Raw genomic sequence first — 15,877 nt, forward strand, 5'->3', positions numbered from 1 at the left:
AGCGGGTACGGTTCGGGGCATGAAGAACCGGGTCAGGGTTGCGGTGGTGTTCGGCGGACGCAGCAACGAGCATGCCGTTTCCTGCGTATCGGCGGGCAGCGTGCTGCGCAATCTGGATCCGGAGAAGTACGAGATCGTGCCCATCGGCATTACCGCAGCGGGCGGTTGGGTGCTCGGCGGTTCGGACGTGGCCGCGCTCGGCATTCACGACCGGGCCCTGCCGTCGGTGGACGCCACCGGTACGGCGCTGACCCTGGCCGTGGACCCCAGCCGCCCAGGCGCGCTGATCGCCCTCGACGACCCGGGCGCCGCGCTGGGCTCCGTCGACGTGGTCTTCCCGATTTTGCACGGACCATTCGGCGAGGACGGCACTCTGCAGGGCATGCTGGAGCTCGCCGGAATCCCGTACGTGGGGCCGGGGGTGCTGGCCAGCGCGGCGGGTATGGACAAGGAGTTCACCAAGAAGCTGCTCGCGGCCGAGGGACTACCGGTCGGCACCCAGGTGGTGCTGCGGCCCGGCACCGCGACGGTCGACGAGCAGGACCGGCAGCGGTTGGGACTTCCGGTGTTCGTCAAACCCGCGCGCGGTGGATCGTCGATCGGCATCACCAAAGTGACCGACTGGAGCGAACTGGACGCGGCGATCGCCGCGGCGCGCGCCCACGACCCGAAGGTGATTGTGGAAGCGGGCATCGTCGGGCGCGAAGTGGAGTGCGGTGTCCTGGAATTCCCGGACGGACGAGTCTCGGCGAGTGTGGTCGCGGAGATCCGGATGCCGGAGACCGGCGTCACCGGCCCGGCCCGAACGACGCGGGCACCCGAGTTCTACGACTTCGACACCAAGTATCTCGACGACGTCTGCGAATTCGATGTTCCGGCCAAGCTGGATGACGAGGTCTGCGACCAGATCAGGGAACTGGCGGTGCGCGCCTTCCAGGCCCTCGACTGCCAGGGTCTGGCGCGGGTCGATTTCTTCGTCACCGAGCGGGGACCGGTGATCAACGAGATCAACACCATGCCCGGCTTCACCGCGATCTCCATGTACCCGCGCATGTGGGAGGCCACCGGTCTCGACTTCGCGATGCTGATCTCGACACTCATCGAAACCGCCCTCGCTCGCGGCACCGGCCTGCGGTAGGGCGGCGGTCGGCCGCCCCACGACACGACCGCGGCCGTGCCCGGCCGCCGCTGCTCGCACACGTGCTTGCGCCGATACACCCGGCCTGCCGCACGGGGCCGATCACCTGCGGGCGATGACGGGTCGGATACCAGTTCCGATGCGGGCAATAGTTGCGCACCTGGAAACCGGTGCTGCGCCGCAGGATGCGCAGAGCAGCTGCGGCGACGGTCCGGGCAGCGTCACGGGAACGGGTTCGAGCTCGTCAGACGGCACGCGGTCCGGGCGTCGCCGAGTTCAGGAGGGCGTACGCGCCATGAGCCTACGACGCACCGGCGGTTGCGGAGCGCCGTGTCAGTTGGGGAGCGGTCCCGGGTCGATCGGCTGGGCGGCAAGGGTGGCGGTGATGGTGTCGGAGACCACTTGCAGTGGGGTCGGACCTGAGCCGTCGGGAACCGTCAGGGCGATGTAGGTGTCCCGGTCGACGACGAACCAGGTACTCGCCTTCGCCGCCTGGTCCCTGGCCTCGAACCACTGCACGCCGTTCACGATCTGCAAGGACGAGGCGCGGTTGAATTCCAGCGGACGGTCCAACCCGCAGCGCAGCACGATGGGGTCGCCGCCTTCCGCGCGCTGCCAGGCGCGGGTGGCCGGCGGAGCGGGCTCGACGAGGGTCGATTTGCTGAACTCACCCAGGTCCGCGGGCAACGCGGGCAGCAGGGCGGCGCAGGCGGGACCGTCCGCGGCCGGGGCGGCGACGGGACCGAGGACCAGCGGTTCCCGCTCGACGGGTGCGCGGCGGGCCAGCACCGCGGCCACCAGAACCGCGACGACCAGGACGACCGGCAGCGCGACGGCGGTGGCGATGAGGGCGGGGGAGTATTGGCCCGGTGTGGCGGCGGGGCGGTCGGACTCGCTCGCTGCGCCGGACGAGCCCACATCGTCGCCGTCCGATTCCGCTGACTCGGCGGCGTCGGTGGAATCCGCCGGGGTCTCGAGCTCGGCAGCACCGAGATCGGCCGCCGACCGGTCTTCCCGCACCGCGTCCTCGGCGTGTTCGTCCTCGTGCTCCGTCGAGTCGCGGTTCGAGGAATCCGCCGCCATGCTCACCGATCCTTCCTGTTCGCGCGCGTCGGCACCGGTCGGCGCCGCGGGGAGCGCGGCGGCCGCGTGGACCGGCCCGGTGGTATTCGAGTACCTGGCGAAAGGGTACCGTCGGGCTCGTTCCAGCAAGCAGCGCGCCGGAGAGGATCTGTCATCAGCGCGAGCACCGGCCCGAAGACAGTGCGTGAACTGGGCGAGTTCGCGCTGATCGATCGCATCAACGCGGGCCGGGTGCAGGCGCCGGGCGTGCTGCTGGGCCCCGGCGACGATGCGGCACTGGTCGCCGCCGCGGACGGTCGATTCGTGGTCACCACCGACATGCTTGTGCAGGACCGGCATTTCCGGCTGGACTGGTCCAGCCCGCAGGACATCGGCCGCAAGGCGATCGCGCAGAACGCCGCCGATGTGGTGGCGATGGGCGCGACGCCGACCGCGTTCGTCGTCGCGCTGGGCTGCCCCGCCGACACCCCGCTCGAGGTAGTCGACGGACTCGCCGACGGCCTGTGGGCCGAGGCTGCCAGGGCGGGCGCCTCCATCGCGGGGGGCGACTTGGTCCGCAGCCGTGACCTGGTCATCTCGGTGACGGCCTTCGGTGACCTTGGCGGCGGCGCGCCGATCACACGGTCTGGCGCGCGCGTCGGCGATATCGTGGCGGTGGCGGGCCGCCTCGGCTGGTCGGCCGCGGGACTCGACGCTTTCACCGCCGGTGTGAGCGGTGCCGATGTCGCGGAAGCGCTTGCCGCGCACCGTGTTCCGCAGCCGCCGTATGCGGCGGTGTTGGACGCGCTGCGACGCACGTCGTTCGGGCAGCCGGATTCGTCTATGCCTGACCACATTTCGGCGCAGACCGGGTCGGCCGAGGCCGGGTACCGGGCAACGCGGGACATCACACTGCACGCGCTGACCGACATATCCGACGGGCTGCTCGCGGACCTGGGACATATCGCCGCGGCCTCCGGCGTCGCGATCGATCTGAGTTCGGCGGCGTTGCGTGATCCAGCGCTGGAACGCGTCGCCGCCGCGCTGGACGCCGATGCGGCGCAATGGATCCTGACCGGAGGCGAAGACCATGCCTTCGCGGGTACCTGGGCGCAGGGCGGTCCATTGCCCGCGGGGTGGGTCGCGATCGGCCGGGTTGTCACCGGCGCCGGGCTCACCGTCGACGGTGTGCCACAGGCGGGCGACGGCGGGTGGGAATCGTTCCGTGGGGCGGCTTCGGCGACCGGAGACCGACCACGCTAAGTTGTGCGGTCATGGGCACGAAACCACTGTCGGAAATCATGGATCCGGGATGGGCGAAGGCGCTCGAGCCGGTGGCGGATCGGATCGCCGCCATGGGCGAATTCCTGCGTGCCGAGAACGCGGCGGGCCGTGGCTACCTACCGTCCGGTGAGAACGTCCTGCGCGCCTTCCAGCGTCCGTTCGACACGGTGCACGTGCTCGTCGTCGGTCAGGATCCCTATCCGACACCCGGCCATCCGATGGGCCTGAGTTTTTCGGTGGCGCCGGATGTTTCGCCGATTCCGCGCAGCCTGGTCAACATCTTTGCCGAGTACAGCAAGGATCTCGGCTATCCAACGCCGTCCTGCGGCGACCTGAGCCCGTGGTCGGAGCAGGGTGTGCTGATGCTGAACCGAGTGCTCACCGTGTCGCCGGGCAAGCCGGCCTCGCATCGGGGCAAGGGCTGGGAGGCGGTCACCGACCAGGCCATTCGCGCTCTGGTAGCGCGGGACGAGCCGCTCGTGGCGATCCTGTGGGGTAAGGACGCGGCCACGTTGAAGCCGCTGCTGATCGAGTCCGAGATTCCTTACATCGAGTCCGCGCATCCGTCGCCGCTGTCCGCGTCGCGCGGGTTCTTCGGTTCCCGCCCGTTCTCCCGAGTGAACGAACTGCTCGACGAACTGGGTGCCGAACCGGTTGACTGGCGCCTGCCCTGAATCGGGCGTCTGTGTGTGATCGACCGAGAGAGAAACCAGTGAGGAGCTTTTTCATGCCCAACACCACCATCCGCGGCGCCCTGCGTGGCACCACCGCGACCCTTGCTTTCTGCGCCGCGCTCACCAGCGGCGTCGCCATCGCCGGTGCGGCGCCGCTGCGGCTCGAGCCCGCCGCGGAGACCACCACGGCTCCGGTGGCCGAGGAGTACACCTCCAGCGGCTCCTCCACCCTTTCCGCGTCGGTGAACGCCAAGATCGCGTGCCTGTTCTTCGTGGGCAATCTGGGTTGCTGAGCGACTGATTCCCCCGGGGGGGCGGTCCAGCGGAGAACGCGTTGTGCGATCCTACAGATTGTGACTAATGCGAACGATCTGCTGGCACCGTCCCGGCTGCTGCTGCGCGGTTCGGGCGGAATCGAGCTGGCCGCCGACCAGTTCGGCCCGGTCGACGGCCCGCTGGTCGTCCTCCTGCACGGCGGCGGGCAGAACCGTCACTCGTGGAAGCAGACCGGGGCACAGTTGGGCGCGTCGGGGATGCGGGTGGTCGCCGTGGACGCACGCGGCCACGGCGACAGCCAGTGGGCGCCCGACCGCGACTACCGGCGCCACACGATGGTGCAGGACCTGCTGCTCGTGCTCGACCAACTCGGTGCGCCCGCGGTGCTGGTGGGTGCCAGTATGGGCGGCATCACCGGACTGCTCGCCACCGCGGAGCCAGGCGGGAAGGCGATCAGCGCCCTGGTGCTCGTCGACATCGTGACCCGACCGGAGCCCGAAGGCATCGCGAGGGTGCTCGACTTCATGGGCAACTATCGAGACGGTTTCGACAGCATCGAACAAGCCGCGGACGCGGTCGCCGGGTACCTGCCCCACCGTCCGCGGCCGAAGAACACCGACGGTCTGCTGCGCAACCTGCGCGAGCGCGACGGCCGCTGGTACTGGCATTGGGACCCGGAGATGCTGGCCGACCGGCTCGAGGACCCGTCCGAGATGATCGAGCAGATGGAGGACGCGGCCCGCCTGCTGCGCATCCCCGTGCTCGTGGTGCGCGGAATGCGTTCGGACGTGGTGAGCGCGGAGGGAGTCGAGGCGTTCCAGCGGCTGGTGCCGCACGCCGAGCTCGTGGAGATCGGCGGTGCCGCGCACACCGCGGCCGGTGACGACAATGACTCGTTCACCGACGCGGTGGCGAAATTCGTGCTCTCGACCCGGAAATAAGGCGGACTCAGGCGCGCCGGCCGCCGCCCGCGCTCGGTGGGCGAACCATGCGCACCTCGATCACAGAAGAGAACGATTCGACCTTGCGGGTGCCGTCGAGCGCGAATCCGTGCCTGCGGTAGAACGCCTGTGCGCGCGGGTTCTGCTCGAATACCCACAGTGAGCACTCGGCCGTCGGATCGATAGCGGCGCGGATCAGGTCGTCGGCGACGCCGCTGCCCTGCCAGGGGGAGCGGACATACAGCGCGTGCAGCTCGAACGGGGCCGCCGCGTGCGCGTCACGCGACGGGCCCGCGCTGGCGAATCCGATCACCGCGTCATCGACGATCGCGACATGTGTGCGGCCGGGATGCCGCACGCGGTCACGTTCCCACTGCTCGGCCCGGCGCCCGACGTCGAACGCGTCGAGCACGTGCGCGGGAACCAGGTCGCGATACGCCTCGCGCCAGCAGGCGATGTGGCATTCGGCGAGGCTGCGCGTGTGCTCCGCGGCCAGCGATCGGATGTGCCACGAACGCTCGGTCATACCGACCATGCTCGCCGAACCGCCGCACGCATGACTACGCCCCGACCACCCGAGACGGGTGCCGGGGCGCGTGTCGGCCGACTGGGGGCTGGATCAGCCGCGGACGACCTTGCCCGCCTTCAGGCAGGAGGTGCACACATTCATGCGGCGGGTGTTGCCCGGCGCAACCTGCGCGCGAACGGTCTGGATGTTCGGGTTCCAGCGACGGTTGGTGCGCCGGTGCGAGTGCGAGACCGACTTCCCGAAGCCGGGGCCCTTGGCGCAGACGTCGCAGACGGCAGCCATAGTCGCGAACTCCTTCATGTCATGGTGGGGACCGCCGCTGCACGGCAGGTCCGATCAATGTCAAGTGTGGCCCCTGCCGGTGAAACCGACCAGCGCGGACCGACGACGGCAGCGCGAGGCAACCCTGCAAGGGTAGCTGGGCAGACACCGATCCACCAAACCGGTCCCCCACCCGGCCGTCCGGAGACGAGTGCCGGACCGATTGCTGGGGCACATCCAGAGAGTAGTGAGCGGTGTTGCCGGTTCCCTGTCGGCACCGCCCGCTAACCTGACGGGCGGGGCGGTGCGCAGGTGGCGGAAGGGAGAGGCGACGTGCCCGGAGCGCGGGATGTGATGGACGCCACGGCATTGCTGTGCTGGGGCCGCGCCTGCCTCACCGGCCTCGCGCTGCGGCGCGAGGAGATCAACGCGCTCAATGTCTTTCCCGTCCCGGATGCCGACACCGGAACCAACCTCCTGGTCACCATGCGTGCCGCGGTCGCGGCAGCGGAAGCGGCTGTGGTGGCCTCCTCGGGAAACAGCGACGAAAGCGCGGCCCACACTGTGGCCGCCGCGATGGCGCACGGCGCCACCGTCGGCGCGCGCGGCAATTCCGGGATCATTCTGTCCCAGGTGCTGCGCGGCATCGCCGAGGCGGTGCGCGGCGGTCCGCTGACCGCGCGCAGCCTGCGTGACGCGCTGGCCAGGGCTTCGGAGCTGGTCCGTGCGGCGCTCAGCGTGCCGATCGAGGGAACCATCCTCACCGTCCTGGACTGCGCCTCCGCAGCCGCCGCGACCTGCCCGGATCGGACCCTGGGCGGCGTGGCACTCGCGGCGGCCGACGGCGCCGCCAAAGCTCTCGGTGAGACACCTTTTCAGCTCGGTGTGCTGCGCGCGGCCGGGGTCGTCGACGCGGGTGCCCGAGGGCTGGTCGTGCTGTTGGACAGTCTGGTCTCGGTGGCGCGCGGCGAGGCGCCCACGCGGCCGGAATATCCGCGGGCCGCGGTGGCCGCGATGCGATCGCGTACCGTCGACGACGCGCAGCCGCGGTACGAGGTGATGTACCTGCTGGCCGACGCGGACGAGGCGAAGGTAGCGGCATTGCGCGTCCGTCTCGCCGAACTCGGCGACTCGGTTGTGGTCGTGGGGGACGGCGATCGGTCCTGGTCGGCCCATGTGCACTGCGCCGACGCGGGCGCCGCGGTGGAGGCGGGGATCGCGGCGGGCACGCTCAGCCGGATCCGCATCGAGAACGTCGCGATCGGGCCGCACCACGATCAGTGGGAAGAGGACGGCGAGGCCGTCGCGCTACATGCCGACCGCGGTGGTGAGGGCGCGGCAACGGGTGGAATCGCGAGTGCCGGCGAGATCCCTATGGCCGAAGACAGGGGCCGTGCGTGTGTGGACCCCCCGTTATTCGATAGCGCCGCAGCCGTGGGATCGACCGCGGCGGCGACGGAGGAGCACCCTTTACAGCCGACCGTCCTGGATGCCGCGTCGGATTCGGCGGCCCAGACGGCGGGCACGCTCGGCGGCGCCCGAAAAACGCGAGCTCCGGCCGACCGCGGGATTCTGGCCGTGGTCGCCGGGCAGGGGGCCGCACACCTGTTCGAAGCCGCGGGCGCGGTGGTGCTGGAGTGCGACCCGGCGGTTACGGGGACGATGCTGCTGACCGCGATCCGGCGGATGCCGCACCGCGAGGTGCTGGTGCTGCCCAATGGCGCACTGCCCGCGCACGACCTGGTTGCCGTCGGCGTCGCGGCCCGGGCCGCGCATCGTGACGTGCTGCTGCTGCCGAGCGCGTCCATGGTGCAGGGCCTGGCCGCACTGGCCGTGCACGACCGCGGACGGATCGCCGTCGACGACGCGTTCACCATGTCGGAGGCCGCCGCCACGACGCGGTGGGGGTCGCTGCGCGCCGCCACCGAGCGCGCACTCACCATGGTCGGCACCTGCGAATCGGGCGATGGGCTCGGGTTGGTCGGCCACGACGTCGTCGTGATCGATCGCGACGTGCGCACCGCGGGACGGACACTGCTCGATCGGCTGCTCGCCTTCGGTGGCGAGCTGGTCACCCTGCTGGTGGGCGCGCAGGCGTCCGACGAGCTCGGGACCGAACTCGCGGCACATATCGCACAGGGCTTCCCCGGTGTCGAGGTGATCGTGTATTCCGGTGGGCAGCATGGTGATTTGGTGCAGATCGGAGTGGAATAGGGCATGGCGACGCTGGGCGATCGGATCGACCGCATCCTGGGCGCGAAGGCGGCCGCTTCCCTGGCGGACGCGTTCGACATCCATACCGTCGAGGACCTCTTACGGCACTATCCACTGCGCTATGCGACCCAAGGCCAGCCGCTTACCGAGGAGGCGCCCGAAGACGGCTCGCATATCACGGTTATCGGACGGATCACCAAGGCCGAGCTGCGGCCGATGCGCAACCGCCGCGGCTCGCTGCTGAAGGTGGTGCTCGACACCGGCTCCGGCCGCGGCGTCGACGTCACGTTCTTCCACGGCGACAAGGTGAAATACGTTGTGCGCGAGGGGCTTCGGGCGATGATGTCGGGCACCGTGAACTACTGGCGGCCCGGTCAGTGGAATCTCAACCACCCCGGCTACCTGATCCTGCCGGAGGCCGACGGCGACGACTCGGTCGGTGCGCTGACCAGGGTGCGCGGCGGCGGGGACCTGCGCGGCCTCGCGGAGAGCGCGAAAGGCGCCGGGGGCGTGGACACTTCGTTCATGGAGCGCGAATTCATCCCGGTCTATCCGGCGACCGCGAAGGTGCAGAGCTGGGATGTGCTCGCCTGCGTGCGCCAGGTGCTCGACCAGCTGGACCCGATCGAGGACCCGCTGCCGCAGGACATGCGCGCCGAGCGTGCGCTGTTGGACCTGTCCGACGCGCTGCGGCTGATCCATCTACCCGAGCACAAGTCCGATATCGATCGGGCCAAGGATCGCCTGCGTTTCGACGAAGCGCTGGCCTTGCAACTGGTGTTGGCCGGGCGACGGCACGAGGTGTCCGGCCGCAGCGCCCGGGCCTGCCCGCCCCGCACCGACGGCATCGCCGCCGCGTTCGACCGCCAGTTGCCGTTCGATCTCACCGCTGGGCAGCAGCGGGTGGTCGGCGAGATCTCCGCCGACTTGTCCCGTGCGCAGCCGATGCACCGGCTGCTGCAGGGTGAGGTCGGCTCCGGCAAGACGATCGTCGCTCTGCACGCCATGCTGCAAGTGGTCGACGCCGGGTTGCAGTGCGCGCTGCTCGCGCCAACGGAAGTGCTTGCCGCGCAACACTATCGGTCGCTGCGCAAGATGCTCGGGGAGCTCGGCGCCGCGGGCGAGCTCGGCGCGGCCGAAGACGCGACCCGGATAGTGCTGGTGACCGGGTCGATGTCGGCCGGCGCGAAGAAGGCCGCGCTGCTGGAGGCGGTGACCGGCGAAGCCGGCATCGTGATCGGCACGCACGCGCTGATCCAGGACAATGTCGAGTTCTTCGATCTCGGCATGGTGGTGGTAGACGAGCAGCACCGCTTCGGCGTCGAGCAGCGGGATGCCCTGCGCGCCAAGGCGAAAGCGGGAGCGAGCCCCCATCTGCTGGTGATGACCGCCACGCCGATTCCGCGCACCATCGCGATGACTACTCTCGGCGATCTGGAGACCTCCACGCTCACCGAACTGCCGAAAGGCCGCTCGCCGATCGTCTCCAAAGTGGTGCCGCGCAGGCAGCATCCGAACTGGGTGGATCGGGCGTGGGAGCGGATCGTGGAGGAGGTCACCGCGGGCCGCCAGGCCTACGTGGTGTGCTCGCGCATCGGCGACGACGAGGACGGGCCGGGCAAGTCCCGCAACGGGCGCTCGAAATCCGGCGACGGCGACAAGGACGGCCCGACCACGCAGGCGGTACTCGAGGTGTTCGAGATGCTACGCGGCGGGCCGCTGTCGGGCGTTCGCGTCGGCTTGCTGCACGGCAGGTTGCCGGCCGACGAGAAAGACCAGGTGATGCGGGCGTTCAACGACGGATCGGTGGACGTGCTGGTGTGCACCACGGTGGTCGAAGTCGGGGTCGACGTGCCGAACGCGACAGTGATGGTGATCGTCGACGCGGACCGTTTCGGCGTCAGCCAGTTACACCAGCTACGCGGCCGGATCGGTCGCGGCGCGCACCCGGGCCTGTGCCTGCTGATCACCGACGCCGCGCCGGGCGGGTCGGCGATGGCGCGGCTGGACGCCGTGGCCGCCACCACCGACGGTTTCGAACTCGCGGTGCTCGATCTGCGCACCCGCCGCGAGGGCGACGTGCTCGGCGCAGCCCAATCCGGTACCGCCCGTTCGCTGCGCCTGTTGTCGCTGCTGGACGATCTCGAGGTCATCACCGCCGCCCAGGACTTCGCCCGCGCCGTCGTGTCAGCCGATCCCGGCCTGGCCGGGCACCCCGGCCTGGCGAGCATGATGCACGCCGCCGTGGATTCCGAGCGCCTGGAGTATCTGGCCAAGTCGTGAAGCGCAGGTCGTGCTGCGTCAATGGGCGTTTGCCGGCTACCACGCCGGTGCGTGTACGGATCTCCTGGCGATCACCGGCCGACGCGCGGGTAGGGCAGATCCGTGCTGGTGTGCTCGGTGATCGCCAGAGGGCTGCCGATGTGCGGGAACGCGCGCTGCGGGCACCCGGGGCGCTCGCATACTTTGCAGCCCGCGCCGATCGGCACCGCGGCGGCCGGATCGTCCAGGTGCATGCCCGCTGAATACACCAGACGCTGCGCGTGTTCGATGTCGCAGCCGAGGCCGATGGCGAAGTTCTTGGCGGCCGTGCCGAACCCGTGCGGGGCGATCGCCGCCGTGCGCGCGATCCACAGATAGCGCCGCCCGTCCGGCATTTCGGCGACCTGAGTGAGAATGCGGCCGGGATGGGCGAAGGCCTCGTGCACCACCCAGAGCGGGCAGCTGCCGCCGACCCGGGAGAAATGGAAGGCGGTGGCGGACTGGCGCTTGGAGATATTGCCCGCGCGGTCGGTGCGGACGAAGAAGAACGGGACGCCGCGCTGTCCCTGCCGTTGCAGAGTGCTGAGCCGATGGCAGATCGTTTCGAAGCCCACCTCGAAACGCAAGCTGAGCAGGTCGATGTCGTAGTGCAGTTCCTCCGCCGAGCGCAGGAATCGACCGTAGGGGAGCACCAGCGCGCCCGCGAAATAGTTGGCCAGCCCGACCCGTGCGAGGGTGCGGGATTCGCCGCTGAGCGACGGGGTTTCGGCCAGCACCGCGTCCAGTTCGGCGCCGTACAGCAGGAAGGCCAGGGTAGTCGCGATCTGGAAAGCGCGCTGGCCGGGACGCAAACGCCGGGCCAGCGTCAATGTGCGGTTCTCCGAGTCGTACTGCCGCTTGGGAATGGTCGGGTCCGCGCCGTCACCGCGCACCAGCACGGTGACTCGGGCGCGTTCTTCGGCGATCCGCGCGAGCTGGCGATCGAGCGAGCCGATGGACAGGCCGGAGTTCTCGAACAGCTGCTCGGCGGCGTTGTCGAGCTGCGGGATGTGGTTGTGATGGTCGTAGAAGAAGTCGCGCACGTCCTCGTAGGGCATCGGCAACCCGGGCGCGCCCGCCGGCGCGGAGACGCGCGCCGAGAGCAGGTCGAGCTGATCGGTGGTCGTCCGTAGCCTGCGGTGCATCGCCACGACCATCCTGGCGATTTCGGGCTGGCGGGTGGCCAGCTCTTCCAGCTCGGTCAGCGGCGCGGTGTCTGCGCCCGCCGCGTCCACCAGCACTTCGTGCAGATCGGACACCAGCCGCGCGTCCGAATCGGTGGCGAAGAACTGGACGTCGAGGTCGAAGATCGAATTGAGTTTCAGCAGTACGGGAATGGTGAGGGGCCGCTGGTCACGCTCGAGCTGATTGAGGTAGCTGGGTGACAGGTCCAGCGATTTCGCCAGGGCAGCCTGGGTCAACCTCCGCTCTTCGCGCAGCCGCCGAAGCCGGGCGCCCGCATACATTTTGCGCACCCGCACGATGGTAACGGCGACTATTCGCAATCATCGCAACATCAGCGGATATTTTCGCGGAAATATGCTTTTGCGAGGAATTCAGCGATGGGTCCGGCCTGCGTAGCGTGCGAAGAGACGCCGCCGATGATGTGCGCCCCCTGAGCGCGGCGACCCCACTCCCGGTCGTGGGCTTCTTCGCGGGCGCCGACGCACATCATCTGCCCGGGTGACCACTTCGACACGGCCGCCATCGACCGGGCCTTCGGACCACAGGCGGGTCAGTCGAACAGGTCGTTCTCGGATTCGGCGGTGGCGGTTTTACGGGTCAAGGACTCGAGTCGGTCGAGGTCCGCGCAGCCCAGGATCTCGGTCCGGGGCCGCTCCCGCACGATGATTCCGCGTGTTTCGAGCACCGGGAGCAGGGTTCGCGTAGCTTCCTCGGCCCGCCCTTCGTCACGGCCCTGCGCAAGGTCCTAGTACATTTTTCGCGCGTTCGTCGTCGGTGCTCCGCAATCCGGCGAGAAACGCCTCTAACACCTGGTCGGCGTCCGGCCCGTCGGCATGCGCGAGTGCCGAGAGGGCGGCGCGTTCGGGAAGCGTTCGAGCTTCGTCGGGATCGGTCACCGTGGGCACGACATCCGGTCGGCATGGTGACGGAAACTACACGGCACCACTGACTTTCATATAAACAGAAAATTCGACGGATAAGGGGAACCGAATCGACGGTCCGCGCGTCGAAGTAGGCAAAAGGGGAAAGTCTGAATCGATTGACGACATGCGAGGAGGGGTAGCCGATGGAGCGTTGTTCCGGGTGTCATACAGCGTGGCGGCGTGGGATGCGGTCGCGGGCACGGGTGCTGCCGGTGACGCGGCAAGAGGATCTGTGCGAGCGGTATACCTCCCGTCGGCGGCAGCGTCCGCGGCCGGAGCCGGAAACCGAGTGAATCCGTGGCGGATTCGGCGTCCCCTTCGACACGCGAAGGGGACGCCGAGCACTGATCAGGTAGCCCGGTTCACCGCATTGCCGCCGCCGCGGCGACCATATTGCGCAATGAGGCTTCCACCTCGGTGCGTCCCCTGGCCTTCAAGCCGCAGTCCGGATTGACCCAGAGGCGTTCGGCGGGAACAGCTTTCAGTGCCGCCCGCAGCGATGTGATGATCTCGTCCACGCTGGGCACCCGCGGCGAGTGGACTGCGTACACGCCCGGGCCGATGCCGCGGTCGAAGCCGGCGGCGTTGAGGTCGTCGAGCACCTCCATATGCGAGCGCGCGGCGACGATGGACGTGACGTCGGCGTCCAGCCCGGCGATCGCGCCGATCACCTTGCCGAATTCCGAATAGCACATATGGGTATGGATCTGCGTCGCATCGGACACGCCCGAGGTCGCGAGCCGGAACGCCGCCACCGACCACTCCAAGTAGGCGGGCTGATCGACGGTGCGCAGCGGAAGCAATTCGCGCAGAGCAGGCTCGTCGACCTGGATGATCCGGATACCCGCCGATTGCAGATCCACCGTCTCTTCCCGGATCGCCAGCGCCACCTGCCGCGCGGAATCGCCCAGCGGCTGATCGTCGCGCACGAACGACCACGCGAGAATGGTCACCGGGCCGGTGAGGATGCCCTTGACCGGCTTGTCGGTGAGCGACTGTGCGTAGCCGATCCACTCGACGGTCATCGGCCCCCTTCGCGCCACGTCTGCGAACAGGATCGGCGGACGCACGCACAGGGTCGCGTAGGACTGCACCCACCCGTGTTCGGTCGTCGCGAAACCGTCGAGTTGTTCGGCGAAGTACTGCACCATGTCGTTGCGCTCCGGCTCGCCGTGCACCAGCACGTCCAGCCCCAAGTCTTCTTGGAGTGCGACGACGTCGGCGATCTCGGCGCGCATCCGGCGCACGTACTCCGCCTGATCGATCTTGCCCGTGCGCAGCGCGGCCCGCGCCAGCCGGATCGCGGAGGTCTGTGGGTAGGAACCTATCGTCGTGGTCGGTAGCACGGGCAGGCGTAAGCGAGCGCGTTGCAACTCCCGGCGTTGTTCGGCGGGTGCGCGGCGGGCGGCGTCCGGCCCGAGCTCGGCCAACCTGGCGCGCACCCGCGGGTTGTTCAGCCGCGGATCCGACCGCCGCGACGCCAGTGCCGCGCGCGCTGTGGTCAGCTCGGCGTGGATCGCTTGCGGACCCTCGCGCAGCCCGGTCGCGAGCAGGCGCACCTCGGTGACCTTCTCCGTGCCGAAAGCGAGCCACGATCGCAGCCGCTCGTCCAACCGGGTTTCAGCGGTCAGCGTGTACGGCACGTGCAGTAAGGAACAGGAGCTCGAAACGGCCACGTGCGCGGCGGAACCCGGAAGGGCAGTCAAGGTGGCCAGCGCGCGGTCGAGATCAGTGCGCCACACATTGCGTCCGTCCACGATTCCCGCGACGACCAGCTTGCTCGCGAGCCCGGGCGTCGCTGTCACCGCGGAAACGTCGGTGCCGGAGGTGAAGTCGAGGGCGACGCCCTCGATCGCGGTGCTCGCCAGCGCGGCCAGCGCGGCACCCGGATGCCCGAAGTAGGTCGCGAGCAGGATCGCGGGACGATCGGTCGCGCCGGACAGTTCGCCGTAGGTGACCCGTACCAGGTCGATCTCCTCCGCGGAGAGGTCGGTGACCAGCACCGGCTCATCGATCTGCACCCACTGCGCCCCCGCGTGGGCCAGCTGGCGCAGCAGCTCCCGGTAGAGCGGAAGCACCTCCGCCAGCCGCGCCAGCGGCGAGCCGCTGGTCCCTTTCGCCAGCTTCAGGAAGGTGATCGGTCCGATCACCACTGGGCGGGCCGGCAGCCCCAGCTCGAGCGCTTCCCGCAATTCCGCCAGTAGTTTCTCCGGGTGCAGCGCGAACGCGGTGTCCGGCCCTATTTCCGGAATCAGGTAGTGGTAGTTGGTGTCGAACCACTTCGTGAGCTCCAGCGGTTCGACCGTGTCGGTGCCGCGGGCGGCGACGAAGTACCGATCCAGTGGATCGGCGATTCCGGCGACCCGAGGCGGCAGCGCGCCGAGCAAAACGGCCGTGTCGAGCATCTGGTCGTAGTAGGAAAACGTACCGATTGGAATCGAGTCCAGGCCCGCGGCATGTAAGCCGGTGAGCTGGTCGCGCCGGAGTTCGCGTGCCACGGCGTGTAACCTCGCGGCGTCGATAGCGCCGGCCCAGTAAGCTTCGGTTGCCCGCTTGAGTTCGCGCCGTGGCCCCACTCGAGGTAGCCCGAGGACCGTTGCGGTGAACGGCTTTTGCGGTGCAGAAGTCATGATGTTTCTCCCTTGCCGAGGAGGAAGACCATAGCAATCCGGACGTGCGAGGACCCTGATGACTTGGCGGTGCCGTACTCGAGCGAAGTAGCCCGAGGCGTCACGTGGCGATCAGCACGTCCAGTCCGCTATCCGGTGGCTACCGGATACGGCGTGTCCGGCACGGCTGGCAGGTCTTCGGACTCATGAACACCGGTTCGGGGGAGGCTCCGGCGTGCGCCGGGTATCACCACCGGCCGTAGCTGCCCAACCAGCTGCCCACTCAGCATAGGACCGTGCCGCCGCGAGCGCGAGCAACCAGCCCGGCCATCCCGGCGCGCCGGGATGGCCGGGCCAACCCGGACGCGAGCCTCGTCGTTGTGAACGAACCCTCGTAGCGTGCTGGTCCCCGGTGCGAAGCGGCCTGTGAAGGGGGCTTCCCTGCCTGCGCGGTTCGCATAGCCGGGTACCTTAGGGCAA

The 15,877-nt window shown here is 69.2% G+C and carries 13 protein-coding genes; 7 read left to right on the forward strand and 6 right to left on the reverse strand.

Going from position 1 to position 15,877, the window contains the following annotated elements:
• Positions 1-19 precede the first annotated feature (19 nt).
• Entirely contained in the window at positions 20-1,138 is a 1,119-nt protein-coding gene (locus ACT86A_RS02405) for a D-alanine--D-alanine ligase family protein (RefSeq protein WP_445090286.1), read from the forward strand.
• A 333-nt stretch (positions 1,139-1,471) separates the two neighbouring features.
• Here the strand turns inward: ACT86A_RS02405 and ACT86A_RS02410 are convergent, their stop codons facing one another.
• Positions 1,472-2,221 (reverse strand): DUF3515 domain-containing protein, encoded by a 750-nt coding sequence (locus ACT86A_RS02410; protein ID WP_445090287.1) that lies wholly within the window; start codon positions 2,219-2,221, stop codon positions 1,472-1,474.
• A 180-nt stretch (positions 2,222-2,401) separates the two neighbouring features.
• On the opposite strand from ACT86A_RS02410, the gene thiL reads away from it, so the two are divergent.
• Genes thiL through ACT86A_RS02430 form a run of 4 tightly spaced genes read left to right on the forward strand, consistent with a single transcriptional unit; the run spans position 2,402 to position 5,375 of the window.
• Positions 2,402-3,463 (forward strand): thiamine-phosphate kinase, encoded by a 1,062-nt coding sequence (gene thiL, locus ACT86A_RS02415; protein WP_445090288.1) that lies wholly within the window; start codon positions 2,402-2,404, stop codon positions 3,461-3,463.
• Positions 3,464-3,474: 11 nt separating this feature from the next.
• The gene (locus ACT86A_RS02420; RefSeq protein ID WP_445090289.1) at positions 3,475-4,158 is read left to right on the forward strand and encodes a uracil-DNA glycosylase; all 684 of its coding nucleotides are present in this window, start codon (positions 3,475-3,477) and stop codon (positions 4,156-4,158) included.
• Positions 4,159-4,211: 53 nt separating this feature from the next.
• Positions 4,212-4,451, forward strand: coding sequence for a hypothetical protein (locus ACT86A_RS02425; protein ID WP_445090290.1), 240 nt, complete (start codon positions 4,212-4,214; stop codon positions 4,449-4,451).
• A gap of 60 nt (positions 4,452-4,511) precedes the next feature.
• The gene (locus ACT86A_RS02430) at positions 4,512-5,375 is read left to right on the forward strand and encodes an alpha/beta fold hydrolase (RefSeq protein WP_445090291.1); all 864 of its coding nucleotides are present in this window, start codon (positions 4,512-4,514) and stop codon (positions 5,373-5,375) included.
• 7 nt (positions 5,376-5,382) lie between these two features.
• On the opposite strand, the gene ACT86A_RS02435 is transcribed toward ACT86A_RS02430, so the two are convergent.
• Positions 5,383-5,901: a GNAT family N-acetyltransferase gene (locus tag ACT86A_RS02435; protein WP_445090292.1), complete on the reverse strand. Its 519-nt coding sequence runs from the start codon at positions 5,899-5,901 to the stop codon at positions 5,383-5,385.
• A gap of 93 nt (positions 5,902-5,994) precedes the next feature.
• Positions 5,995-6,186 (reverse strand): 50S ribosomal protein L28, encoded by a 192-nt coding sequence (rpmB, locus tag ACT86A_RS02440; protein ID WP_011210730.1) that lies wholly within the window; start codon positions 6,184-6,186, stop codon positions 5,995-5,997.
• A gap of 333 nt (positions 6,187-6,519) precedes the next feature.
• On the opposite strand from rpmB, the gene ACT86A_RS02445 reads away from it, so the two are divergent.
• Positions 6,520-8,379, forward strand: coding sequence for a DAK2 domain-containing protein (locus tag ACT86A_RS02445; protein ID WP_445090327.1), 1,860 nt, complete (start codon positions 6,520-6,522; stop codon positions 8,377-8,379).
• Between the two features lie 3 nt (positions 8,380-8,382).
• Positions 8,383-10,662: an ATP-dependent DNA helicase RecG gene (gene recG / locus ACT86A_RS02450; protein WP_445090293.1), complete on the forward strand. Its 2,280-nt coding sequence runs from the start codon at positions 8,383-8,385 to the stop codon at positions 10,660-10,662.
• A gap of 71 nt (positions 10,663-10,733) precedes the next feature.
• Here recG and ACT86A_RS02455 read toward each other — a convergent pair whose 3' ends face one another.
• The 3 genes from ACT86A_RS02455 to metE all read right to left on the reverse strand — a co-directional run bounded on the left by ACT86A_RS02455 (position 10,734) and on the right by metE (position 15,418).
• The gene (locus tag ACT86A_RS02455; RefSeq protein WP_445090294.1) at positions 10,734-12,155 is read right to left on the reverse strand and encodes a short-chain fatty acyl-CoA regulator family protein; all 1,422 of its coding nucleotides are present in this window, start codon (positions 12,153-12,155) and stop codon (positions 10,734-10,736) included.
• Positions 12,156-12,415: 260 nt separating this feature from the next.
• The gene (locus ACT86A_RS02460) at positions 12,416-12,550 is read right to left on the reverse strand and encodes a hypothetical protein (protein WP_445090295.1); all 135 of its coding nucleotides are present in this window, start codon (positions 12,548-12,550) and stop codon (positions 12,416-12,418) included.
• 600 nt (positions 12,551-13,150) lie between these two features.
• Positions 13,151-15,418, reverse strand: a complete 2,268-nt coding sequence (metE, locus tag ACT86A_RS02465; RefSeq protein WP_445090296.1) for a 5-methyltetrahydropteroyltriglutamate--homocysteine S-methyltransferase — start codon at positions 15,416-15,418, stop codon at positions 13,151-13,153.
• Between the last annotated feature and the right edge of the window lie 459 nt (positions 15,419-15,877).

Source organism: Nocardia glycosmidis (assembly GCF_052545115.1).